Annotated in this window: 18 protein-coding genes; 14 read left to right on the forward strand and 4 right to left on the reverse strand. The window is 69.8% G+C overall.

Going from position 1 to position 22,995, the window contains the following annotated elements; genetic code table 11:
* The first annotated feature begins 70 nt into the window (after window positions 1–70).
* From JQX13_RS17595 to sitI6 (JQX13_RS17615), 5 genes are read left to right on the forward strand one after another with little or no spacing between them, the layout of a single operon-like run.
* Window positions 71–1,411, forward strand: coding sequence for a serine hydrolase (locus tag JQX13_RS17595; protein WP_203410153.1), 1,341 nt, complete (start codon window positions 71–73; stop codon window positions 1,409–1,411).
* A gap of 13 nt (window positions 1,412–1,424) precedes the next feature.
* Complete coding sequence (sitA6, locus tag JQX13_RS17600) at window positions 1,425–2,159, forward strand: SitA6 family polymorphic toxin lipoprotein (RefSeq protein ID WP_203410154.1); 735 nt, start codon at window positions 1,425–1,427, stop codon at window positions 2,157–2,159.
* A 26-nt stretch (window positions 2,160–2,185) separates the two neighbouring features.
* The gene (gene sitI6 / locus JQX13_RS17605; RefSeq protein WP_203410155.1) at window positions 2,186–2,911 is read left to right on the forward strand and encodes a SitI6 family double-CXXCG motif immunity protein; all 726 of its coding nucleotides are present in this window, start codon (window positions 2,186–2,188) and stop codon (window positions 2,909–2,911) included.
* A gap of 2 nt (window positions 2,912–2,913) precedes the next feature.
* Window positions 2,914–3,648 (forward strand): SitA6 family polymorphic toxin lipoprotein, encoded by a 735-nt coding sequence (gene sitA6, locus JQX13_RS17610; RefSeq protein WP_203410156.1) that lies wholly within the window; start codon window positions 2,914–2,916, stop codon window positions 3,646–3,648.
* Window positions 3,649–3,674: 26 nt separating this feature from the next.
* On the forward strand, window positions 3,675–4,400 hold the full coding sequence (sitI6, locus tag JQX13_RS17615; RefSeq protein WP_203410157.1) for a SitI6 family double-CXXCG motif immunity protein: 726 nt from the start codon (window positions 3,675–3,677) through the stop codon (window positions 4,398–4,400).
* Here the strand turns inward: sitI6 (JQX13_RS17615) and JQX13_RS17620 are convergent.
* A complete protein-coding gene (locus tag JQX13_RS17620) occupies window positions 4,397–5,575 on the reverse strand; it encodes a GNAT family N-acetyltransferase (RefSeq protein ID WP_239014804.1) in 1,179 nt (392 codons plus the stop codon). The genes sitI6 (JQX13_RS17615) and JQX13_RS17620 overlap by 4 nt on opposite strands.
* A gap of 193 nt (window positions 5,576–5,768) precedes the next feature.
* Between JQX13_RS17620 and JQX13_RS17625 the strand changes: the two genes are divergently transcribed.
* Complete coding sequence (locus tag JQX13_RS17625; protein WP_203410158.1) at window positions 5,769–11,159, forward strand: trifunctional serine/threonine-protein kinase/ATP-binding protein/sensor histidine kinase; 5,391 nt, start codon at window positions 5,769–5,771, stop codon at window positions 11,157–11,159.
* A gap of 8 nt (window positions 11,160–11,167) precedes the next feature.
* Here the strand turns inward: JQX13_RS17625 and JQX13_RS17630 are convergent, their stop codons facing one another.
* Window positions 11,168–11,653, reverse strand: a complete 486-nt coding sequence (locus JQX13_RS17630; protein ID WP_203410159.1) for a c-type cytochrome — start codon at window positions 11,651–11,653, stop codon at window positions 11,168–11,170.
* Window positions 11,654–11,774: 121 nt separating this feature from the next.
* On the opposite strand from JQX13_RS17630, the gene bioA reads away from it, so the two are divergent.
* A complete protein-coding gene (gene bioA / locus JQX13_RS17635) occupies window positions 11,775–13,079 on the forward strand; it encodes an adenosylmethionine--8-amino-7-oxononanoate transaminase (protein ID WP_203410160.1) in 1,305 nt (434 codons plus the stop codon).
* 59 nt (window positions 13,080–13,138) lie between these two features.
* On the forward strand, window positions 13,139–14,245 hold the full coding sequence (locus JQX13_RS17640) for an NIF family HAD-type phosphatase (RefSeq protein WP_203410161.1): 1,107 nt from the start codon (window positions 13,139–13,141) through the stop codon (window positions 14,243–14,245).
* Between the two features lie 28 nt (window positions 14,246–14,273).
* Here the strand turns inward: JQX13_RS17640 and JQX13_RS17645 are convergent, their stop codons facing one another.
* Window positions 14,274–14,534, reverse strand: coding sequence for a phage tail protein (locus JQX13_RS17645; protein ID WP_203410162.1), 261 nt, complete (start codon window positions 14,532–14,534; stop codon window positions 14,274–14,276).
* 212 nt (window positions 14,535–14,746) lie between these two features.
* On the opposite strand from JQX13_RS17645, the gene JQX13_RS17650 reads away from it, so the two are divergent.
* From JQX13_RS17650 to JQX13_RS17665, 4 genes are all read left to right on the forward strand, one after another.
* A complete protein-coding gene (locus tag JQX13_RS17650; RefSeq protein WP_203410163.1) occupies window positions 14,747–15,001 on the forward strand; it encodes a GlsB/YeaQ/YmgE family stress response membrane protein in 255 nt (84 codons plus the stop codon).
* A gap of 502 nt (window positions 15,002–15,503) precedes the next feature.
* On the forward strand, window positions 15,504–16,247 hold the full coding sequence (locus tag JQX13_RS17655; RefSeq protein ID WP_203410164.1) for an alpha/beta hydrolase-fold protein: 744 nt from the start codon (window positions 15,504–15,506) through the stop codon (window positions 16,245–16,247).
* 28 nt (window positions 16,248–16,275) lie between these two features.
* The gene (locus JQX13_RS17660; protein WP_203410165.1) at window positions 16,276–17,031 is read left to right on the forward strand and encodes a DUF1338 domain-containing protein; all 756 of its coding nucleotides are present in this window, start codon (window positions 16,276–16,278) and stop codon (window positions 17,029–17,031) included.
* Window positions 17,032–17,246: 215 nt separating this feature from the next.
* Window positions 17,247–20,843 (forward strand): PAS domain S-box protein, encoded by a 3,597-nt coding sequence (locus tag JQX13_RS17665; RefSeq protein ID WP_203410166.1) that lies wholly within the window; start codon window positions 17,247–17,249, stop codon window positions 20,841–20,843.
* Here the strand turns inward: JQX13_RS17665 and JQX13_RS17670 are convergent.
* Entirely contained in the window at window positions 20,806–21,390 is a 585-nt protein-coding gene (locus JQX13_RS17670; RefSeq protein WP_203412065.1) for a GNAT family N-acetyltransferase, read from the reverse strand. The two genes, JQX13_RS17665 and JQX13_RS17670, sit on opposite strands and share 38 nt — an antisense overlap.
* Before the next feature lie 106 nt (window positions 21,391–21,496).
* On the opposite strand from JQX13_RS17670, the gene JQX13_RS17675 reads away from it, so the two are divergent.
* Window positions 21,497–22,384 carry a 5'-3' exonuclease gene (locus tag JQX13_RS17675; protein WP_203410167.1) on the forward strand — a complete coding sequence of 296 codons (888 nt, stop codon included), beginning with the start codon at window positions 21,497–21,499 and terminating at the stop codon, window positions 22,382–22,384.
* A gap of 78 nt (window positions 22,385–22,462) precedes the next feature.
* A complete protein-coding gene (locus JQX13_RS17680; RefSeq protein WP_203410168.1) occupies window positions 22,463–22,918 on the forward strand; it encodes a group II truncated hemoglobin in 456 nt (151 codons plus the stop codon).
* Window positions 22,919–22,995 lie beyond the last annotated feature (77 nt).

Below are 22,995 nucleotides of genomic sequence, written 5' to 3' on the forward strand. Positions count from 1 at the left end.
ACTCAGCTGGCTCCCGCTCTCTTATAGTCAAATTTGAGCAATCAAGTTTGAACTCAGGCGGGAGGAATCGATGATTCGACTCTGGAGCAGGAAGACCCGGCTGGAGCGGGAGCTGGATGCGCTGGTGGACGCCCATACGAGGCTCGGCCTCTTCAGTGGCGCGGTGCTGGTGGCCCGGCAGGGGCGGGTCCTGTTGCGCAAGGCCTACGGGCTGGCGAACCACGAGCTCGGACAGCCCATGCGTCCCGAGACGGTCTTCCGCATCGGCTCGGTGGGAAAGTCCTTCACCGCGCTCGCGGTGATGAGGCTCGTCGCGATGGGGCGGCTGGACGTGCACGAGCCGCTCGCCCGCTACCAGCCGGACTTTCCTCGCGCGGAGCGGTTGCTGCTCCACCACCTGTTGTCCAATACCTCGGGACTGCCCGATCACCTGATGCAGGAGGACTCCCGCACCTGGAGCGCCGCGCCGCACGACCTGGAGATGCTGCTGGGCCGCATCCGCCCGCTCACCCCCCTCTTCGAACCGGGGGAACGGATGGCCTACAGCAACGCCAACTGGGCGCTCCTGGCCCGGGTGCTGGAGCGGGTGACGGGTCAGCCCTACGGGCAGGCGTTGCGATCCCTGTTGCTCGAGCCGCTTGGCCTGAAGGCGACGGACCATGAGGTGACGGGACGGCTGATTCCCCACCGCGCCTCGGGTTACCGGCTGGAGGAGGGGGGCGTGCAGAACGCCACCCATATCGATCCCAGCGTAACGGTGGGGGCCGGGAGCCTCGTCTCGACGGTGGATGACCTCTATCGCCTCGATCGGGCCCTGGCGCGCGCGGAGCTGTGGCCTGGCGAGCTGCTTCAGCGGATGTCGTCCACGGTGGCCAGGGTGGAGGACGGTACTGGGTACGGGTATGGCTTCGTCACCGGGGAGCGGTTCGGACAACGCCATGTGGGCCACAGCGGAGGCACGTTTGGCTTCACCTCCTGGTTCTCCCGCTACCCCGAGGCCGACGCGGTGGTCATCGTCCTCTCCAATCTGGAGAACGGCAACGCGACCCGGTTGGACCAGGACTTGTCGGGGCTCCTCTTCGGAGTGACTCCCGAGCTGCCGCGAGCGAGGGCCTCGGTGGAGGTGGCTCCCGGGGTGCTCGCCGAGTACGCGGGAACCTACCGCACGGAGTACATGGGCCGTCCCATGGACTTCCGGGTGAGGCTGGACGCGGGGGCGCTCCACGCGCACCTCCCGCTATTGCCCAGGGCTCGTCTCACGGCCCTGTCGGAGCAGCGCTTCCAGGGCCGGCTCAAGGGGGGCGAGGTGCTCTTCACCTTCCAGCGCGCTGCGGCGGGGGAGGTGTCGGGTGTGGAGATGGATTGGGCGGGGGTGCGCATGGTGGCGCCCCGCGTTGCCTCTTCCCTTTAGAGTGCTGGCCTCCATGCAAAGGCTCCTTCGGGTCCCGCTCCTGCTGTGGTCATCCCTCGGCGTGTTGTTGCTGTGCGGGTGTGGGACGCCCTTTTCCGCCATGCGCGCATGGGAGGGCGCGTCACAGGACGACACCGGCTCGTGCGAGGACCCGGACGCCGATCAGTGCGTCGTGCTGGCGTGCGATGGTGAGGCAGGCGAGTGTGGCGTCTTCAGCTGCGAGGATGTGGAGCCGGAGGCGGTGGCGCGCGCGCCCCTGTCCCATGGTGCGGAGCTGACGAGGGGCGGTCCCTATCGCCCGCTCGTGCGCGATCCGGGCACCTCTCGTAACTGGAGGCGCACGGGACTTCGGGACGGTGCGCGGCCACGGATGACGTTCCACTTCCGCTACCGCGAGGGGTTCCTCCCTGCCTTCCCACGGCTCGAGGGCAAGCTGGTCAAGCATCACTTGTTTCCCCAGGCAGCTGATCTCTCTTCCTGGTTCCGGGAGCAGGGCCTCAACCCTCATGAGTGGACGATGGTCGTTCCGGAGCACGTGCACCTGCGCATCCACAGGAGCGGAGCGCGTGGGGGCTTGTGGAATCGCGCATGGCGCGAGTTCCGGGATGCCAACCTCGAACGCAGGGTGCCGCCAGCGGAACTACTGGCGAAGGCCTTCGAGTTGGCCTACCGCTTCGATATCGTCGGGCCCGTCGTGCCCTACGGCCATGCGCTCGTTTCACCCGGGCCCCAGATGTTCGCTCCGTGAGGACCGGGCGCAGCGAAGAGGACGCCATGAGGTTCTATCGAATCAGGGAGGACGTGGCGCCGCGTTACACGGGCAACCTGAACGCCGCGCACAAATGGGGGCTGCCTGGTAGCGAGCCTTGCCCCATTTGTGGTCTCCACGGAGGCGGTACGGCGGCGCAGTACCCCTGCGTGGACCTCGCGCATCTGCCAGCCGAGGAGCAGAAGAAGCTGTCCGACCCCTGGCCCGTGCCGTACGAGGAGTTCGTTCGGCTGCGCGAGCTGGTGCGCTCATGGGCACCTCCGGGGGCCGTGCTGAAAACAGGAACGAAGTTCGGCCCGTTGACGGGGACGGCCTCGGGGTACTTCGGTCAGCTCTTCATGCAGAACCCCTGGTCGCTCTACGTGCGTCGCGAGGCGCTGGAGAAGCTGCATGCGGCCGGGGTGCGCGGCCTTCAGGGTTGTCCGATGAACGTGCGCTTCCGGCAGAAGAACCATCCCGAGCTGCTGGACCTGCAACTCGAGCTGCGCGGCCGGTTCCATCCGGATTGCCTGCCGCGGGACCTCGCCCCCCCGTGCTCAACGTGTGGCCGCACCGAGGGCTTCAGCCTCCCGGAACCTTCCATCCTCGCCGCCGCCTCATTGCCCGAGGACTTGGACGTGTTCCGGCTGGCCGACTGGTCCGCCCTCATCATCGCCAGTGAGCGGATGGTGGCGGCGGTGCGGCGGCTGGAGCTGGATGGGGTGGTGTTCCAGCCGATGGAGGTCCGCTAACCATGCAAAGGCTCCTTCGGGCCCTGCTCCTGCTGTGGTCATCCCTTGGCGTGTTGTTGCTGTCCGGGTGTGGCACGCCCTCTTCCGCTATGCGCGCATGGGCGGGAGTTGCACAGGACGATGCCGGTGCATGCGAGGACCCGGACGCCGACCAGTGCGTCGTGCTGGCGTGCGATGGTGAGGCGGGCGAGTGCGGCGTCTTCAGCTGCGAGGATGTGGACCAGGAGGCTGTGGTGCGTGCGCCCCTGTCCCATGGTGCGGAGCTGGCGAGGGGTGGTCCCTATCGCCCGCTCGTGCGCAACCCGGGCAGCTCTCGTAACTGGAGGCGCACGGGACTTCGCGACGGGGCGCGGCCACGGATGACGTTCCACTTCCGCTACCGCGAGGGTTTCCTCCCTGCCTTCCCACGGCTCGAGGGCAAGCTGGTCAAACATCACTTGTTTCCCCAGGCATCTGAGCTCTCCGCCTGGTTCAGAGCGCAAGGCATCAACCCTCACGAGTGGACGATGGTCATCCCTGAGCACGCGCACCTGCGCATCCATCGGGATGGCGGGCGCGGCGGCCCGTGGAATCAGGCGTGGCGCGATTTCCAGAAAGCCAACTTGCGTCGCACGGTTCCTCCAGAGGAGCTACTGGCGAAGGCCTTCGAGTTGGCCTACCGCTTCGATATCGTCGGGCCCGTCGTGCCCTACGGCCATGCGCTCGCCTCACCTGGGCCCCAGATGTTCGCTCCGTGAGGTTCGAGCGAGGTGGAGAGGACGCCATGCGGTTCTATGTGGTTGAGCAGGATGAAGCGCCGCGTTACACGGGCAACCTGAACGCCACGCATCGATGGGTGTTGCCCGGCAGTGCGCCTTGCCCCGTTTGTGGCCGTTACGCAGGGAACTCCGCGGCGCAGTACCCCTGCGTGGACCTCGCGCATCTGCCAGCCGAGGAGCAGAAGAAGCTGTCCAACCCCTGGCCCGTGCCGTACGAGGAGTTCGTTCGGCTGCGCGAGTTGGTGCGCCCATGGGCCCCTCCCGGTGCTGAGCTGATGCCCGTGACGAAGTTCGGCCCGCTGACGGGGACGGCCTCGGGGTACTTCGGCCAGCTCTTCATGCAGAACCCCTGGTCGCTCTACGTGCGCCGCGAGGCGCTGGAGAAGCTGCAAGCGGCTGGGATTCGCGGCCTTCAGGGTTGTCCGATGAACGTGCGCTTCCGGCAGAAGAACCATCCGGAGCTGCTGGACCTGCAACTCGAGCTGCACGGCCAATTCCATCCCGACTGCCTGCCGCGGGACCTCGCCCCCCCGTGCTCCACGTGTGGCCGCACCCAGGGCTACAGCCTCCCGGAACCTTCCATCCTCGCCGCCGCCTCATTGCCCGAGGACTTGGACGTGTTCCGGCTGGCCGACTGGTCCGCCCTCATCATCGCCAGTGAGCGGATGGTGGCGGCGGTGCGGCGGCTGGAGCTGGATGGGGTGGTGTTCCAGCCGATGGAGGTCCGCTAACCGGTGGCGCGGCCCTGCAGGGGCCACGGCTTGAGGCCGGCGAGCTCCGTGGCCTGCTCGACCGCGGGCTGCAGGTGCGCGTGCTCGCGGCGCAGGAAGTCGCGCACCGCCTTGTCGAGCGTCTTGTCGAAGAGGAGGTGCGCGCTGTGCACCGCGGTGGGCTCGAAGCCGCGGGCAATCTTGTGCTCGCCGCCCGCGCCGGGCTCGAACACCTTGCGGCCCGCCTGGATGCACTCGTCCACCGAGTGGTACAGGCACACGTGGAAGTGCAGGAACGGGTGCTCCTCGACGCACCCCCAGTAGCGGCCATAGAGGCGCTCGGGCGTGACGAGGTTGAAGGCCCCCGCGATGACCCTGCCCCCGCGCTCGGCCTGGACGAGCTCCACCTTGTCCGGCAGCGCGCGGAACGCACGCAGGAAGAAGTCCTCGGTGAGCTGCACCTGGCCCCACGGCCCACGGCTCGCGCACGTGGCCTCGTAGAAGCCATAGGCGCGCCGGGCGTGCTCGGGGCCCAGCTCCTGGCCGCGCACGGTGCGGATGGTGATGCCCTGGTTGGCGGCGGCGGCGCGCTCGCGCTTGAGCTGGGAGCGGCGCTTGGAGTCGAAGCGGGCCAGGTAGTCGTCGTAGCCGCGATAGCCCGGGTTCTTCCAGTGGAACTGCAGGGTGATGCGGCGCGCGAGCCCCTGCTCCTCGAGCAGCTCCGCCTCGTCCTCGCGGGGGTAGAGGAAGTGGACGGAGGAGCAGCCCCCCTCGCGGGCGCTCTCGATGGCGGCCTGGACGAGCGCGAGCCGGAGGGCGGGCGCGTCCTCCCCGGCGGCGACGAGGAATCGCGGGCTGGTGGCGGGGGAGAGCGGGGCGCCGACGACGAGCTTGGGGTAGTACTCGACGCCGAGCCGCTCGGCGGCACTGGCCCAGGAGAAGTCGTAGATGTACTCGCCCATGCTGTGGTGCTTGCGGTAGGCGGGCGAGGCGGCGACGAGCTTCTTCCCGCGCCACAGCGTCAGGTGGTGGGGCTCCCAACCCGTTTCGAGGCGGGCGCTGCCACTCTCCTCCATGGCGGAGAGCCACGCATGGAGGATGAAGGGAGGAGCGTCGGGTCCGGTGAGGGCGTCCCACTCGGAGGCGGGGACGTCGGTGATGGACTCGAGGATGCGGAGGCGGAGGTGGGCGGCCACGGGAAACCTTCTTAACGGGGGGTCCGGATGCTCGCCGCGCAACCTGCCTCCCCGTGTCTGCTTCCTCCCTCCCTGTGTGGGTTGGCGTCTTCTTCACGGCGAGCAGGGGGCCGAGGTGCTGGGCGTATGGGTGGCACCCAGGAAGACATGAATCGGATGGCCGTGCCGAGCGTGTTCAATAGAGAATCCTCTCATGACGCCGTCTCCGCCCGATGTCACAACGTCCCCGGCGCTCGTCCCCTCCATTCCCGGGTACCGGGTGGGGGCGCTATTCCAGGCGGGGGCCCGGTTCCTCCTCTATCGGGGATGGCGGACGCGAGACGAGCTCCCCGTCATCATCCGGCTCCTGCGCGCGGAGCGGCCCTCGTTCTCCGAGCTGCTCCAGCTCCGCAATCACTATGCCCTGATTCGAGACCTCCGGCTCCCGGGCGTCGTCTCGCCGCTGGCCTTCGAGCGCTGCCACAACGGCTTCGCCATCATCTCGGCGGATCGCGGCTTCGTTCCGCTGAACGATTACGTCGCGGCCCACCCGCTCACCGTGCCACAGGTGCTCGAGATCGGCATCTCGCTGGCGGAGACGCTGGAGGGGCTCTACCAGCACCGGGTCATCCACAAGGACCTCAAGCCCTCCAACATCGTCATCCACCCCGAGACGCGCGACATCCTGCTGTCGAACTTCAGCATCGCCTCGCGGCTGCCACGGGAGACCCAGGCGCTCGAGAACCTGGCGCTGCTCGAGGGAACCCTGGCCTATATGTCTCCGGAGCAGACCGGGCGGATGAACCGGGGCATCGACTACCGCACCGACTTCTACTCGCTCGGCGTGACGCTCTACGAGCTGCTCACGGGCCGTCTCCCCTTCCAGAGCACGGATCCGCTGGAGCTCGCCCATTGCCACATCGCGCGGCCACCGCGCCCGCCGCGCGAGCTGGAGCCAGCCATCCCCGAGATGGTCGAGCGCATCGTGCTCAAGTTGATGGCGAAGGCCGCCGAGGATCGCTACGCGAGCGCGTACGGGCTCCGGCATGATCTCCGCGTGTGCCTCGAGGCCCTGCGGGAGCAGGGGTCCGTCCCCCTCTTCGAGCTGGCCCGGAGGGACGTCTCGGACCGGTTCCACCTTCCGGAGAAGCTCTACGGCCGTCAGGAGGAGGTCCGGACGCTGTTGAACGCGTTCGACCGGGTGTGCCAGCGGGGCATGGAGCTGCTGGTGGTGACGGGCTTCTCGGGCATCGGCAAGACGGCCGTGGTCAATGAAATCCACAGGCCCGTCGTCCGCGCCAAGGGCTTCTTCGTCTCGGGCAAGTTCGACCAGCTCGGGCGGAGCATTCCGTACTCGGCCCTGGTGCAGGCCCTCTCCTCCCTGGTGCGGCAACTCCAGTCGGAGAGCGGCGAGCGGCTCGAGACCTGGAGGCAGCGGCTCCAGCTGGCCCTGGGCAGGGAGGGTCGGGTGCTGCTCGACATGATGCCGGAGCTCGAGGGCCTCATCGGGCCCCAGCCCCGGGTGACGGAGCTCGAGCCCTCCGCCGCCCAGCAACGCTTCAACCTGCTCCTCATCCGGCTGCTGCGCGCGTTCGCGACGCAGGAGCATCCGCTCGTCATCTTCCTGGACGACCTGCAATGGGCGGACGCGGCCTCGCTGAAGATGCTGCACCTGCTGGCCACGGAGCTGGGCTCCGCGCGGTTGCTGCTGATTGGCGCGTACCGGGACAACGAGGTGACCCCGGCCCATCCCCTCCTGTTGACGCTGGAGGAGATCCGCGACGCCGGCGTGGCGGTCCACCCGCTGACGTTGGCGCCGCTCCCGGAGGAGGTGGTGAACGAGCTCGTGGCGGAGACGCTCTCGTGTCCGCCGGAGCGGGCCCGGCCTCTGACGGGGCTCGTCTACCAGAAGACGGGAGGCAATCCCTTCTTCACCTCCCAGTACCTGAAGGTCCTCTTCCAGCGGGGCCTCGTGAGCTACGACGCCTCGGCGCACATGTGGCAGTGCGATCTGGCGCAGGTGCGGGACCAGTCGCTGTCCTCGGACGTGGTGGAGTTCATGGCCGGTCAGCTCCAGCGTCTGCCCGAGGAGACCCGGAAGGTGCTCGAGCTCGCCGCGTGCATCGGCAACCGGTTCGAGCTGGCGACGCTCTCCCGGGTGTACGGGGGCTCGGAGGCGGATACGGCGGCGGCGCTGTGGTGCGCGCTGCAGGAGGGGCTGATCCTCCCCACCTCGGAGGTCTACAAGTTCTACCAGGACCCGGAGGGCCTCGAGGCCACGGGCATGGCGCCCCTGTCGGTGCGCTACCGGTTCCTGCACGACCGGGTGCAGCAGGCGGCCCATTCGCTCATCCCGGAATCGGACAGGCAGCGGACCCACCTCGAGATAGGCAGGCGCCTGCTCGAAACGGCCTCCGCGCAGGAGCGGGAGGAGCACCTGTTCGACATCGTGAACCACCTGAATGTCGCCCGGGGGCTCCTGGTGGAGGTGGAGGAGCGTCACGAGCTCGCGCGGGCGAATCTGCGGGCTGGCAGGAGGGCCCTGACGTCGAACGCGTATGACGTGGCGCGCGAGTACCTGGAGACGGGGTTGACGCTCCTGGAGCCGGAGAGCTGGCGGACCCACTACGAGTTGACGCTCGCCCTCCACGAGGAGGCGGCGCGCGCGGCCTGGCTCAGCAGGCATTTCGCGCGGCAGGACGAGCTGGTGGGCGCGGTGCTGTCCCATGCGCGCACGGTGCTGGAGCGGGTGCGGGCCTACGAAATCCGCATCCAGACGGCCATCGCCCAGGAGCGGCTCGCCTTCGCTCTGGAGACCGGGCTCCACGTGCTGGGGGAGTTGGGGGTGGAGTTCCCGGCGGCACCCCGGCCCGAGGACATCGAGCGGGGGCGCGAGGAGGTCCGTGCCGCGGTGGGTGACGGCTCGCTGGAGCAACTCAGCTCCCTGCCGGAGATGACGGATGCCAGGTCCCTGGCGGCGGTGCGAATCCTGACCCTGCTGGCGCCGCCCGCCTACCAGACGAAGCCCGCGCTGCTGCAACTGCTCATCTTCCGCACGGTCGTGCTGACCGCGCGGCATGGCGTGGCGCCCATCACGGCCCCGACCTTCGCGATGTACGGGCTCATCCTCTGCGGGATGCTCGACGAGCTCGATGCGGGATACCAGGCCGGTCAACTGGCACTGAAGATCCTCGAGCGCTTCAACGTCCAGGAGCCCCGCGCGAAGACGCTCTACGTGGTCAACGTGAAGACGCTCCATTGGAAGCGCCACGTGCGCGAGAGCCTGAAGCCCCTGCTGGACGCGTACGCCAGCGGGCTCGAGACGGGAGACCTCGAGTTCATGGGGTGGGCGGCGGACTTCTACTGCCACCACTCGTTCTTCCTGGGGCGGCCGCTCGGCCCGCTCGTGGAGGAGATGGACGAGTACCGGAAGGTCCTCGAGCACCACCACCGCCGGGTGACGCTCCGGCAGTACGCGGTGTACCAACAGGCCGTGCTCAACCTCTCGGGGGAGGGGGAGACGCCGTGGCGCCTGGTGGGGCGGGCCTGGAACGAAGACGCGCTGCTCCCGCGCTACGTGGCGGACGGTGATGGCACCGCGAGCTGCATCGCGTACGTCAACAAGCTGATGCTGGCCTATCTCTTCGGGCAGTACCGGCTGGCGGTGGAGAGCGCCGACGCGGCGGAGAAGTACCTGCCGGCGGTGGCGGCCCAGCTCCTCGTTCCCCGCTACTTCTTCTTCGACTCCCTGGCGCGGCTCGCCCTGCTTCCCGAGCTCGGCGAGGTGGAGCGGAGCGCGGCGCTGGAGCGGATCTCCGCGAACCAACGGCGGATGGAGCGCTGGGCCCGGTCGGCTCCCATGAACTTCCTCCACCCGTACCACCTCGTGGAGGCCGAGCGCTGCCGGGTGCGAGGCGCGCGTGCCGAGGCGCTCGAGCACTATGACCGGGCCATCGCGCTCGCCCGGGAGCACGAGCATCCCCATGACGAGGCCCTCGCCCACGAGCTGACCGCCCGCTTCTTCCTCGAATGGGGGATGGCGCACCGCGCGCGGCCCCACCTGCTCGAGGCCCATGACGCCCATTCGCGCTGGGGGGCGCACGCCCTGCTGCGTTACCTCTCCGCCCGCTACTCCGAGCAGGGCCTTTCCGAGCAGCCCGCCGGTGCGTCCGAGGCGCGAGCACCGGACGAGACCCGGAGCGATCTCGGCCTGCTCGATCTCCAGAGCGTCCTGGCGGCCTCACGGGTGTTCTTCTCGGAGATGAACCTGGACCGGTTGCTGGAGCGGGTGGTGGTCATCCTCTGCGAGAACGCCGGCGCCCAACGGTGTGTCCTCCTCCGGGAGGAGCGGCAGCACCTCTTCGTGGTCATGGAGCACACCGCCCTCACGGGGGAGACCCGCCGCCACGCGAGCGACACGCCCGCCGACGCCGAGCGCGTGCCCGGCTCGGTCATCCGCCGCTCCATCCGGACGCAGCAGCCCCTCGTGGTGGAGGACCTGTCGCGCGACGACTCCCTGGCCGATGACCCCTATGTCCACCGCCATGCTCCGCGCTCCGTCCTGTCGCTCCCCATCTTCCACCAGGGCCGGCTGCTGCTCGTCGTCTACCTCGAGAACAACCTGGCCGCGGGTGTCTTCACCTCCAGGCACCTGCAGACCCTGACGCTCCTGGCCTCGCAGCTCGCGCTCTCGCTGGAGAACGCGGCGCTCTATGGGGACCTGGAGCAGCGCGTCCAGGAGCGCACGAGCGCGCTGGAGGCGGCGCACAAGCAGCTCGTCGAGGTGGCGCACCGCGCGGGCATGGCGGAGATCGCCAGCGGGGTGTTGCACAACATCGGCAACTCCCTCAACTCGCTCGTGGTCACCACGGAGAGCCTGGTCCGAGACGTCACCCGCCTGCCCGTGGAGCAGTTGAAGAAGAGCGCCCGGCTGCTGACGGACGAGAAGGAGGACCTCGCCGGGTTCCTCGAGAAGGATTCCCGGGGGCGGATGCTCCCCGAGTACCTCGACAAGCTGGGCGACAAGTTGCGCGGGGACGCCGACCACATGCTCGTGGAGTTGCGGTCGATGAAGACCAACCTCGAGCAGATCGGGGCGACGATCCACGCGCAGCAGGTGTACGCCAACGGGCCACGGCTCGTGGAGCAGGTGGACGTGGATGAACTGGTGGAGGACGCGCTGCGCATGCAGCAGTCCTCCCTGACCCGGCACCGGGTGCGCATCGAGCGCGACATGGCGCGACTGCCCGTGGCCTCGCTCGAGCGGCACAAGGTGCTGCACATCCTGGTCAACCTCATCAGCAACGCGAAGCAGGCCCTGGTGGATGCGGACCAGGCCGACAAGTGCATCCGCATCGAGGCACGCCCCAGCTCGCCGGGGCGCTTCCTCCTCGTGGTCCGGGACAACGGCGTGGGGATCTCCGCGGAAGACCTGCAGCGCGTCTTCCAGTATGGATTCACCACGCGCTCGGGGAGCCTGGGCTACGGCTTGCACTGGGCGGCCAATACCGCCCGTGAAATGGGGGGCAGTCTGGTCGTGGCCAGCGAGGGGCGCGGGCGGGGAGCGTGCTTCACCCTGGAGTTACCCCTCGGCAACCAGGAGTGAGCCGGCGCCTACGGGGTATTGGCGGGAGCCGGGTTGCCGGCCTTGATCCACTGGGCGAGCGCGAGCGCCTCGCTCGTGGAGATGCGGCCGGCGAAGCTCGGCATCATCGTTCCGGGGCGGATCTTCTGGGGGTCGAGAATCCACATGGCGACCACCTCCGCCGGTTTGTCGCGGGAGTTGGCGAGGACGGGGGCGAAGGCCGTACCCGGTCCATGGCAGGCACGGCAGCCCAGGCTGGAGAAGAGCTGCTCCGGTGTCCGGGCGGTGTTGGCCGGGACTTGCTGCGTGCCGCCCTGCGGCGCCGTGGGCGTGCCCTCGGAGGGGGACGGAGGCGCCTCGGCCGAAGGGGAGTCCTTGAAGACGGTGGCCGCGCTGGGGGCGGAAGGTGCCTTCTCCTGCTTGTCCGGGCAGGCGGACAGGGTCAGGGCCATCGACAGGAGCGCGGTGCGCGTCAGCGGGACGGAAGGGGGCTTGCTGCTCGGTCGCTTGCTCATGTGGCACAGCATGTCATGGCTCGGGCCTCGCCAGGGGGCGGGTGTGAGGGGGTTGGGAACTCCTGGAGCGCGAGGGCGGGCCGCGTGGTAGGGAGGGCCGCGCATCGGAGGAGTGAGCGGCATGGATCGCGCGGACATCGTCACGTTGGACAAGCGGCACGTATGGCACCCGTACACCGCGATGGACGAGTACATCGCGAAGACGGATCCACTGGTGGTGGTACGCGCCGAGGGCCCGTACCTCTACGACGCGGACGGGACGCGCTACCTGGACGCCAACGGCTCGTGGTGGGTGTCCACATTGGGACACCGTCACCCCCGGCTGGTGCGCGCGCTCACCGAGCAGGCCGGCTCCCTGCCGCACACCTCGCTCGCGGGCGTGACGCACGAGCCGGCCGCCCGTCTGGCGCAGGAGTTGGTCGCGCTGGCCCCCGGGTTCTCGCGTGTCTTCTACTCGGACAACGGGAGCACCGCGGTGGAGGTCGCCATCAAGATGGCGGCGCAGTACTGGGCGCAGAACGGCCGCCCCCGTCGCACGCGCTTCATCACGCTCTCGGGGGCCTTCCACGGCGAGACGATCGGCGCCACCAGCGTGGGCGGGGTGGAGGTGTTCCGCGACGTCTTCGGGCCGCTGCTCTTCGACGTGGTGCACGTGCCTTCCCCCGCGGAGCCAGCGGGCTGGGAGCACGCCTTCGCCCGGGTGGAGGCCACGCTGCGCGAGCATCCGGACGAGATCGCCGCCGTCATCCTCGAGCCCCTCATCCAGGGCGCCGCGGGCATGCAGATGTACGCGCCCGCCTTCGTCCGGGCCGTGCGCGAGGCCACCCGGGCGGTGGACACCTTCCTCATCGCCGACGAGGTCTTCACCGGCATGGGGCGCACGGGGGCTCGCTTCGCGTGTGACCTGGCCGGCGTGGTGCCGGACCTGCTGTGTCTGGCGAAGGCGCTGTCCGGAGGGTTGATGCCCTTCGCGGCCACGCTGGCCACCGAGCGCGTCTTCTCGGGCTTCGGCGGAGGGCGCGAGCGGGCGCTGTATTACGGACACTCGTACTGTGGGAACCCGCTGGGCGCGGCGGTGGCTCGCGAGGTGCTCGCGGTGTACCGCGACGAGGACGTGCTGGGGCAGGTGGCTCGCAAGGCGCCGAAGGTGAAGGCCGCCTTCGAGCGCATGGCCGGCACGATTCCCGGCGTCACGCGGCCGAGGGCCCTCGGCATGGTGGGCGCGGTGGACCTCGGCAGCGGTGGCTACCTGGCGAGCGGCGGTTGGCGTGTGTACGAGGCGGCGAGGCGGCGCGGGCTGTACCTGCGCCCCATGGGGGACACGGTGTACATCGCCCCCGCGCTCAACATCCCGGACGCCGCGCTGGACGAGCTGCTCGCCGGCGTGGAGGCCAGCCTGCTCGCGGTGGCCTCCGGCCGGACCTGACTCTTCCCGGACTTGTCCGACTGCCGGACAAGTCCGCCACCTTCGACTCCGGAGACCCCATGTCTCGCCTCCTCCTGCTCCTGCTGCTCTCCGCGCCGGTCCTCGGCTGTGCGACGGCCTCTTCCGCCACGTCCGCCCCTGGCAACGCGTCTTGCTCCGGGCTCGATGCGCTCACCATCCCGGCACTGCCCGACTGGGTCGACAAGTACGCGGGCCCGAATGACAGCAAGGAGGAGCGCCGCTTCTTCAACATCAGCCGCCTGATGACGTGCTTCCAGCTCTCCCGGGCGCAGGCCGTCGAGCTGCAGAACCTCTTCCGGGACCAGGTCCGCGCCAGCCCCGCTTCCGACCCGGTGGCCGCGTTCAGTGCCGCCCTCGAGCGCGTCCGCCGGGGCGACTTCGAGAGCCGGCTCCAGCCCGAGACGCTCGGCAGGGCCCGCTTCATCGTCGTCTTCGACCTCGATGAGACCCTCTTCGATCAGTACTACCCCGCCGAGGTGGGCGAGGCCTGTCACGATGTCGCGGTCCCGAAGAAGGACGGTGTCCGCTACCTGAAGCTCGTCCCGGGTTGGCGGCAGGCCTTCGAGCGCATCCAGGCGCTCGGCGGCGCCGTGGTGCTCTTCTCCGCCAATGTCGACACGGTCACCCTCGAGAACCTCGCGCAATGGAAGCTCGAGGGAGTCCCCCTCACCGAGCACCCCGCGATCGCCGGCATCCTGACCAACAGCCACCTCGTCCTGCAGGAGAAATCCGAGGGTGTGGCCGACCCGAGGAAGGGCAACCCCCTGCGCGAGCCGTCCAAGGACCTGCGTGTCTTCGACGAGCAGCTGCGCCGCGTCGTCATCGTCGACGACAACCCGACGCGCCTCTTCCAGATGCGCAACGCCCGCATCTTCAAGAAGTTCGAGGCCGATACCTACTGCACCTCCAGCGACCCGGTGCTGCGCCGCGCCTTCGAGCAGGCGATGCCCAACGTCGTGCGGGAAATCGAGGAGTCGGTCCGGTACATGGACGCGAATGGCGGCGGCTTCGTCGACGCCTACCTGCCCTACACCTCGCTCGGGCAGCTCACCGTGCGGTTCCTCGTCGACAGCGGTGGCTTCGACCTCGCGGGAGCCATCGACTACGTCCGCCACCATCCCGAGGTCGTCGACCCGCGGTACTGAGCGGCTCCTGGAGCGGGCCCGTCCGGCATCAACCCCGGGCGGGGAAGGCGCCTTCGAGCGCGATGATGTAGTGGAGCGTCGCGCCCGATCCGGAGGGAGACGGCACGCGCTCGCGCAGGTCCGGCAGCGCGAAGGTGGTCATGCCGTCGCCTCCATAGGTGGTACCCAGGACGGAGAAGAGGGCCGAGTGGCGCGAGATCGACAGGAGCCGGCCATCGCACAGCGCCCAACCACGGGGCTCGAAGCGGCCGGCGAACATGCGGATCTCGCCAATGAGAGGGTTTGACATGGCTGCGTCCCCTGAACTTCCAGACGCCGAGACGATCACGTTTCCCGGGCCGGGCGGAACGAACGGCTTCACGTCAAAGGTGTGAACGGCTTCACAGCGCCGCCCTGCGAACCTCTCGGGTTCGGGAGCCCGGGAGCAATGATGTTCGCCCCAGCACGTACTTCATGCAGACTGGGGCTTCACCTCAGCGCGAAACACCAGAGGAGGGCGCGATGGGCCTGTGTGGATGGATCATCTTCGGTTTCCTGGCGGGGCTGATTGCCCGCGCCATCATGCCCGGCCGGCAGGGCCTGGGCCTCATCGCCACGACCCTGCTGGGCATCGCCGGGTCCTTCATGGGCGGCTTCATCGCCTCGGTGCTCCGGGGCGGAAACTGGCGCCTGCTGCAGCCCAGCGGCTTCATCGGGGCCGTCGTCGGTGCCATCGTGCTGCTCGCCATCGGCCGGATGATGTCCAACCGGCGCTAGGTGCCCGATATCATTGAGGTTGGGGCGGGCTCTCAGCCGCTGGGAGGCCCACCCCACAAACTGGTAGGCACACAGCCTTCCATGCTGTAGGCTGATGGCATCACCCGTGAGGAATCAGCAAGGCTAATGGGCGCGGTAAAGCCGCGCTAATGGCTTTGTGAACCAGGGACTGGCAATCCACCCCCGATTTACCGTATGTGCGCCCGGAATACCGGATGACGCGCACGCGGGGGAACCCCTCCAAGGTAGTCCGCGGCGCGAATCCGGTTGCGGAAGACTGCGCGCGTCCTCGGGAGACAAAACCCCTCCAAGGTCGAATCCCGAGGACGCGCGCAGCCGCAGTTTCCCACCTATGCGGTCAGATGCAAGCGCCGGGTGATGGAAACGCAACCCTTGAGCGCCTGGTGGGCGTCAGGTGCGTCCCGTCTCCTCTTGCTCGGGGATAGGTTCCAGGGCTTCCCCCACCCCGCGACAGGACCTGTGCGGGTACACGAGGAGACCCATGGGTTCGGTGACGCTGGTGCTGGTGGCGTGGTTGTTGGCGGGGACGTCCGAGGCGGGTATGCCCGCGGCCCCGAGTGGGAATGCCGGCACGTTCGTGGCGAAGTCCCTCACCGTGCGCGGCGAGATGTACCTCTATTCGGTGTACCTGCCGCCGGGGTACCGCCAGGGCTCGTCGTGGCCAGTCATCCTGGCGCTGCACGGCGCGAATTCGCGCGGCAGGGACGGGGTGCGGCCGAGGACCCAGAGCGTGGCGGAGGCGGCCCGGGCGCATCCGGAGCGCTACCCGGCCGTGCTGGTGCTGCCCCAGTGCCCACCCGACCGGGAGTGGAGCGGGGACGTGGCGGACTTCGCCCTCGAGGCGCTGGAGCGCACCCTCGCGGAGTACGGCGGGGACCGGAAGCGGGTGTACCTGGCGGGCCAGTCCATGGGGGCTCGGGGCGTGGTGCAGCTCGCCGCGCGCTACCCGGAGCGCTTCGCCGCCGTGGTGGCCGTATCCGGGCGCTACCCGGAGCGCTCCGGGTTGGACAAGCTCAAGGGCCTGCCCCTGTGGATGTGGCACGGAGACGCCGACTCCGTGGTCCCCGTCTCCGAGAGCCGCGCCCTCCTGGAGCAGCTCAAGACGCTGGGGGACAACTCCGTGCGCTACACCGAGCTGCCCGGCCTGGGCCACGACATCTTCGACACGGTGTACCTCGACAAGGCGGTGAGCACCTGGCTCTTCGCGCAGCGGCGCGGGAAGTAGGGCCCGCTTCCGGCTATGACTGCGCGTCATGAGCCCTGACGCCACCCGACTCCTGGACCTGTTGTGGGAACGCTACGCCGCGGAGGTGCCCTACGCGCGCACCTTCGCCCAGCTCTCCGGCGGCGCCTTCCGCAATGACCACATCGCGCTCCGCTCCCTCTCCCGGCCGGGTGGGGGCATCGCGCTCTTCGCCCGCGTCTTCGAGCGCTTCGGTTGGAAGCCCGCGGGCCAGTACACCTTCCCGGATACGCACCTCTCCGCCATCTACATGGCTCACCCGGAGGGGCTGCCCCGCGTCTTCATCTCCGAGCTCCACGCCGACGCGCTCTCGGCCGAGGCCCGGCGCATCCTCTCCACGCTGCCGGAGGACCCTCCCGCCCCCGGCTCCCTCGAGGCGCTCGCCGACTGGTTCTCCGCTCCACCTCCACCCGATGAGGCGGCGCTGCTCGCCCTGGAGAAGGAGTCCCAGTACGGCGCGTGGCTGCTCGCCTTCGGCCGCAAGGTGAACCACTTCACCGGCTGCGTGGACGACGTGGAGGTGTGGCAGCGGCGCATGCGCGAGGCCGGTGTCCCCATGAAGGCCGACATCGAGGGCGAGCCGGGCAGTCCCCTGCGCCAGACGGCCACCCGCGCCGCTCCCGTCACCCTGCGGCTGCGGGACGGACGCACGCGCGACTGGCCCTACGCGTACTTCGAGATCGCCCAGCGCTCACCCGGCTTCGATGGTTTCCTCGGCCCCCAGGCCCGAGCCCTCTTCGACATGACGAAGCGCTCGGGGGCCTAGAAGCCGCGCCCTCCTGGAGCAGCTCGAGACGCTGGGGGACAACTCCGGACATCCCGCCGCGTGCCTCCAGCGCCGCCCCGCTAGTCAGTGGCCGCTTGGCCGGGCCCTCCTTGCGCTTCGTGTGCGCGTGAGCAAATCCACAGCCTTGAGCAATGCTCCTCCCGCCCTCGAACCGGTGGGGGCCGACGGGTGGTCCGAAAGGAGGGCCCCGCTGCTTGCAGCCTCCGACCGTCCACAGCGCTCCGGGTGAATCGGAGGCGCCTGAAGACGAGCCTCGTCAGGACGATGCTCCCTGGCTTCGGGGTGCACTCGCCGTGCGGATGCTGGAGCAGACGGAGGGCTTCTCGCTCGTTGGCCTGGACGCGCGGGGCCGCATCGCCCTCTGGAGCCCGGGGGCGGGAAGGCTCACCCTCCACTCGAGGGCGGACCTCCTCGGCGAGCACCTCTCCGCCCTCTACCTGCCCGAGGAGCGCGAGCAGGCGGAGCGGGAGCTGCTCCAGGCCGAGCGGGAGGGCCACGGTGAGACCGAGGGCTGGCGCGTGCGGCGGGATGGCACCCGCTTCCGGGCGCGGCAGGTGCTCACCGCCCTGCACGACGCGGACGGTGGGTTGAGCGGGTTCTCCTGCGCCCTGAGCCCCGCCGGGGAACAGGACGGTTTCGCGCTGCTGCGCCAGCTGGGCGAGCTCATCCTCACGTCCGTCGACGAGGGCATCTACGGCCTGGACACCGAGGGGCGCACCACCTTCGTCAACCCGGCCGCATCACGCATGCTGGGGTGGACGCCGGAGGAGCTCATCGGCAAGTCCCAGCATGAGCTCGTCCACCACTCGCGCCCGGACGGCTCGCTCCTGCCCGAGTCCGAATGCCAGATACACGCCGCCGTCAGGGACGGCCAGACGCACCATGTGACGGGCGAGGTGTTCTGGCGGCGCGACGGCCGCCCCTTCCCCGTGGAGTACCGCAGCAGCCCCGTGCGGGAGGGCGGGCGCATCATCGGCGCGGTCATCACCTTCACCGACATCACCGCGCGGCTGCGTGCCGACGAGCGCGAGCGCGAGCTGCTGCGGGAGCAGGCCGCACGGGCCCGGGCCGAAGAGGTGGAGCAGCGCCTGCACCGCATGCTGGAGAGCATCACCGACGCCTTCGTCGCCCTGGACCGTGCCTGGCGCTTCACCTACGTCAACCACCGGGCCGAGGAGCTGTCGCGCCGCCCGCGCGAGGAGATGCTCGGGCGCACGCCTCAGGAAGTCTTCCCGCGCTTCGCCGACTCGCGCTCCGCGCGGTACTTCCGCGAGGCCTTCACCACGCAGCGCGCCGTCCACTTCGAGGAGCATGACCCCACGAAGGACACCTGGGTGGAGATGAACGGCTACCCCACGGGGGAGGGGCTCGCCGTCTACTTCCGGGACATCACCGAGCGCAAACGGACCGAGGAGCGGCTGCGCCTCTTCGAGTCCATCGTGGTGAACGCCTACGACGGCGTGATCATCCTCGAGCCGGAGCCGGCGGAAGGCCGCCAGACCCGGCGCGTCGTCTACGTCAACGAGGCCTTCGCGCGGATGATGGGCTACAGCGCGGAGGAGCTGCGGGAGCTGGACTCCCTGCTGCTGGTGGGGCCGGAGACGGACGAGGCGGCGCTCGAGCGGACGCGCGAGGCCCTGCGGCGGCGGGAGCCCTTCCGCGTGGAGCTGCTCACCTACCGCAAGGATGGCTCCTCCTTCTGGGCGGAGAGCTCCTTCATGCCCGTGAAGGACGAGGAGGGCGAGCTGACGCACTGGGTGTCCGTGACGCGCGAGGTGACGAAGCGCAAGCGGGAGGAGGCGGCGGCGCTGCGGCTCGCCCGTGAGGAGGCGACACGCACCGGGGCCGAGGTGGCGCACGCACGCATCGAGGCCCTCCTGGAGAGCATCACCGATGCCTTCTTCGCCCTGGACCGCGAGCAGCGCTTCACCTTCGCCAACCGCCGCGCGGTCGAGGTCCTCCATCATCCGAGGGAGCAGCTCCTGGGCCGCACCCTGGAGGAGATACTGCCGGGGAACTCGCTGACCGGGCTGTCGCAGGAGGTGCGCCACGCGCTGGAGGGCCACGGCGTCTCCGAGTGCGAGCTGTTCCTCGAGTCCCTGGGCGCCTGGTTCGAGTGCCACGTCAGCCCCTCGAGCGAGGGCGTCTCCGTCTACCTGCGCGAGGTGACGGAGCGCAAGCAGGCGGAGGAGGCGCGCCGCCGGCTCGGCTCCATCATCGAGGCCACCCCGGACCTCGTGGGCAGCACGGACGCGCAGGGGCGGGGCCTCTACCTCAACCGGGCCGGCCGGCGCATGGTGGGACTGGCGGAGGAGCAGAACGCGAGCGCCTGGAGCATCGCCTCGGCCCACCCGACCTGGGCCGCGCGGCGCCTGCTGACCGAGGGCATCCCCACCGCGCTACGCGAGGGCGTGTGGCAGGGGGAGACGGCGCTGCTCTCGCCGGACGGACGGGAGCTGCCCGTCTCCCAGGTGCTGCTCGCCCACCGCGAGGCGGAGGGACGGCTGGAGATGCTCTCCACCATCATCCGCGACATCTCGGACCGCAAGCACGCCGAGGAGTCACAGCAGTTCCTCTCCGAGAGCAGCCGGGTGCTGGTGGCCGCGCTGGAGTACGAGGCCACGCTGTGGAGCCTGGCCCGGCTGGTGGTGCCGCGCCTGGCGGACTACTGCACCGTGTGCATGCTGGAGGGCGACGAGGTGCACCAGGTGGCCATGGCCCACCGCGACTCCGCCCGGGAGCCGCTGCTGCGCCGGCTCGAGTGCTCGCGGCCCCGGTCCCACACGGTGGTGGGCGTGCAGAGCGTGCTACGCACCGGCGAGCCGGAGCTCGTCCCCGAGGTGTCGGACGCCTGGCTGCGCGCCGCCTCCGAGGACGAGGAGCACTTCACCCAGCAGTGCGCGCTGGCGCCGCGCTCGATGCTGCTCGTGCCGCTGGTGGCGCGCGGGCGGACGCTGGGGGTCATCACCCTGGCCTCCACCGCGGAGTCGGGACGGCGCTATGGCCCGGCGGACCTCACGCTCGCCGAGGGCCTGGCCGGACGCGCCGCCCTCACCATCGACAACGCCCGGCTCTACAAGGTGTCCCAGCAGGCCGCGCACGTGCGAGACGACGTGCTCGCCGTCGTCTCGCATGACCTGCGCAACCCGCTCAACGTCATCTCCCTGGGCGCGACGTACCTGCTCAAGCACCTGCCCGAGGGCGCGGAGGGGGTGTCGTGGCGCAAGCAGGCGGACCTCATGCGGCGCTCGGCGGACCGGGCCGTCCACCTCATCCAGGACCTGCTGGAGGTGGCGAAGCTCGAGGCGGGGAGGCTGACCGTGGAGCGCAAGCCGGAGGACGCGTTCCGGCTGGTGGACGAGGTGGTCGAGCTGCACCGGCCGCTGGCGGAGGCGCGGGGGCTGCGGTTGGAGCGCGAGGTGGAGGCGGAGCTGCCCTGGGTGATGGCGGACCGGAGCCGGGTGCTGCAGGTGTTCTCCAACTTCATTGGCAACGCGGTGCGCTACACCCCCGAGGGTGGACGCATCACCATCCGGGCCCGGCGCGAGGGGCCGCAGGTGCGCTTCTGCGTGAGCGACACGGGGAAGGGCATCGCGCCGGAGCACCTGCCCCACCTCTTCGAGCGCTACTGGCAGGCGAAGGGGGCGCGGGAGGGGGCGGGGCTGGGGCTGCCCATCGCCAAGGGCATCGTCGAGGCCCACGGCGGACGCGTCCAGGTGGAGAGCGAGCCGGACAAGGGCAGCACCTTCTCCTTCACCCTCCCGCTCGCCGGGGCGCCACCAGCGCGGTGAGGACGTGGTCGCGCCAGCGGCCCTCGATGAGGACGAGTTCGCGCGCGAGGCCCTCGACGGAGAAGCCCACGCGGCGCAACACGGCGGCGCTCCGCTGGTTCTCCGGCAGGTGGTTGGCCTGGATGCGGTGCAGCCCCAGGGGGCCGAAGGCGTAGTCGCACACGGCGCGCACGGCCTCGCTCATCAACCCCTGGCCCTGGTGGTGGAGGTCGAGCCCGAAGCCCATCTCGCAGGACTGCAGGGGCCCGCGGCGGATGTCGGTGAGGGACACGCTGCCGAGCACCGGAGCGGCGGAGAGCGAGGACTCGCGCGACAGGAGGAAGAGGCGCAGGGCCTGGCCGCGACGCCAGTCCTCGGCGTCCTGCGCGAGCCGCGAGCGCCACCAGGTGACGGTGAAGAAGTTGTCGGGGCGCGCGGGTGAGACGGGGCCGAGGTGCTCGCGGTTGGCCTCGTGGTAGGCGAGCACGCGCGCGGCGGCGTCCGGCGGCAGCAGGGCCAGGTTCAGGCGCGGGGTGGTGAGCAGGACCGGAGGGTTGACCGAGGGCATGACGGGCACTCCGGAAGTTATCGCCTCCAGCGGCGCTCGCGCGCGCCAGGACGAGGCGGCTCGACAGGTCTCGGCCCCTCCCGTTGACTGGTGGTAGACAGCGGACATGCGCCTGCACCTCGTCGACGGGACCTATGAGCTCTACCGCGCCCACTTCTCGCCCCGGCCCGGGCACTCCGCGCCGGACGGTCGGGATGTGAAGGCCACCGTGGGGCTCGTCTCCTCGATGCTCGCGCTGCTGCACGACGAGGGCGAGGCCGTGACGCACGTGGCCCTGGCCTTCGACAACCCCATCCGCTCGTTCCGCAACGCGCTCTTCGCCGGCTACAAGTCCGACGAGGGCGTCCCGCCCGAGCTGCACGCCCAGTTCGACTTGGCCGAGGAGGCCATGCGGGCGCTCGGGCTCACCGTGTGGTCCATGAAGGACTTCGAGGCGGATGACGCGCTGGCCACCGCCGCCGCGCGCTGGGCCGGGCAGGTGGAGCAGGTGCGGTTGCTCACTCCGGACAAGGACCTCGGGCAGTGCGTGCGCGGCCGTCAGGTGGTGCAGGTGGACCGCAAGCAGCAGAAGGAACTGGACGAGGACGCGGTGCGCGCGAAGCTCGGTGTGCCCCCGGCGAGTGTGCCGGACCTGCTCGCGCTCGTGGGCGACGAGGCGGACGGCATCCCCGGGCTGCCCGGCTTCGGCGAGAAGGGCGCGTCGGCTCTGCTCGGTGCCTATGGCCACCTGGATGCGATTCCCGCGGATGCGGCCTCGTGGACCGTACGTCCCCGGGGCGCGGAGAAGCTCGCGGCCACCCTGCGCGAGCACCGCGAGGACGCGCTGCTGTACCGCCGGCTGGCCACCCTGGTGACGGATGCCCCTCTGGCCGAGTCACTGGAGGACCTGGCCTGGGCCGGCGTCCCCCGGGCGCGCTACCTCGCCCTGTGCGACTCGCTGGGGCTCACGACGCTGAAGACGCGCCCCAAGCGCTGGGCTGCCGACGCGCCCTGAGGTAGAGGGGTTCCACCCCACCCGGTGGTCGCACGGGGCGCTGAAATGGCGCACGGGGGCACGGAGTTGAGAACCGATATGTCCACCGAGATGAAGCCCGTCGGGCTGAACCTTCCTGGCTCCGATGACTGGGTCCCCACCATGGAGGACATGCCCTTCCACCGCCTCGGCGGTCCGGAGGGTGTGCGCGCCCTGGCCGAGGCCTTCTACGACGCCATGGATGCGAACGAGCCGGCGCTCGCCCGCCTGCACGAACTGGATGAGCACGGCAGGGTGTCCCGAGGCATGCGCGAGCGCTTTGGTCTCTTCCTCATCGGCTGGCTCGGCGGGCCCCAGGACTACATCGAGAAGCACGGCCACCCGCGCTTGCGCATGCGCCACGGTCACTTCCCCGTGGACATCGCCATGCGCGACGCCTGGCTGCGCAGCATGCAGAGGGCCCTGGATGCCCGCGCCATCACGGGGGGCGTGCGCCGCTACCTCGACAAGCGCTTCGCCGAGGTCGCCGACTTCCTGCGCAATGTCGAGGGCTGAGACTGATTGAGCCCTTTCAGGGAAGTGACCGATGCTCCCTCTCCCGAGGGGAGAGGGGAGTGTCAGCGCTGTTCCCA

This window comes from Archangium violaceum (assembly GCF_016859125.1).
In the GTDB taxonomy this organism is placed as follows: Bacteria; Myxococcota; Myxococcia; order Myxococcales; family Myxococcaceae; genus Archangium; species Archangium violaceum_A.

Coding starts and splice junctions, on each gene's coding strand:
- JQX13_RS17675 (WP_203410167.1), top strand. CDS start 21,497: ATGCGCCTGCACCTCGTCGACGGGACCTATGAGCTCTACCGCGCCCAC.
- JQX13_RS17625 (WP_203410158.1), top strand. CDS start 5,769: ATGACGCCGTCTCCGCCCGATGTCACAACGTCCCCGGCGCTCGTCCCC.
- sitA6 (WP_203410154.1), top strand. CDS start 1,425: ATGCAAAGGCTCCTTCGGGTCCCGCTCCTGCTGTGGTCATCCCTCGGC.
- JQX13_RS17645 (WP_203410162.1), bottom strand. CDS start 14,534: ATGTCAAACCCTCTCATTGGCGAGATCCGCATGTTCGCCGGCCGCTTC.
- JQX13_RS17680 (WP_203410168.1), top strand. CDS start 22,463: ATGTCCACCGAGATGAAGCCCGTCGGGCTGAACCTTCCTGGCTCCGAT.
- JQX13_RS17660 (WP_203410165.1), top strand. CDS start 16,276: ATGAGCCCTGACGCCACCCGACTCCTGGACCTGTTGTGGGAACGCTAC.
- sitI6 (WP_203410157.1), top strand. CDS start 3,675: ATGCGGTTCTATGTGGTTGAGCAGGATGAAGCGCCGCGTTACACGGGC.
- JQX13_RS17595 (WP_203410153.1), top strand. CDS start 71: ATGATTCGACTCTGGAGCAGGAAGACCCGGCTGGAGCGGGAGCTGGAT.
- sitA6 (WP_203410156.1), top strand. CDS start 2,914: ATGCAAAGGCTCCTTCGGGCCCTGCTCCTGCTGTGGTCATCCCTTGGC.
- sitI6 (WP_203410155.1), top strand. CDS start 2,186: ATGAGGTTCTATCGAATCAGGGAGGACGTGGCGCCGCGTTACACGGGC.
- JQX13_RS17650 (WP_203410163.1), top strand. CDS start 14,747: ATGGGCCTGTGTGGATGGATCATCTTCGGTTTCCTGGCGGGGCTGATT.
- JQX13_RS17655 (WP_203410164.1), top strand. CDS start 15,504: ATGGGTTCGGTGACGCTGGTGCTGGTGGCGTGGTTGTTGGCGGGGACG.
- JQX13_RS17630 (WP_203410159.1), bottom strand. CDS start 11,653: ATGAGCAAGCGACCGAGCAGCAAGCCCCCTTCCGTCCCGCTGACGCGC.
- JQX13_RS17640 (WP_203410161.1), top strand. CDS start 13,139: ATGTCTCGCCTCCTCCTGCTCCTGCTGCTCTCCGCGCCGGTCCTCGGC.
- bioA (WP_203410160.1), top strand. CDS start 11,775: ATGGATCGCGCGGACATCGTCACGTTGGACAAGCGGCACGTATGGCAC.
- JQX13_RS17670 (WP_203412065.1), bottom strand. CDS start 21,390: ATGCCCTCGGTCAACCCTCCGGTCCTGCTCACCACCCCGCGCCTGAAC.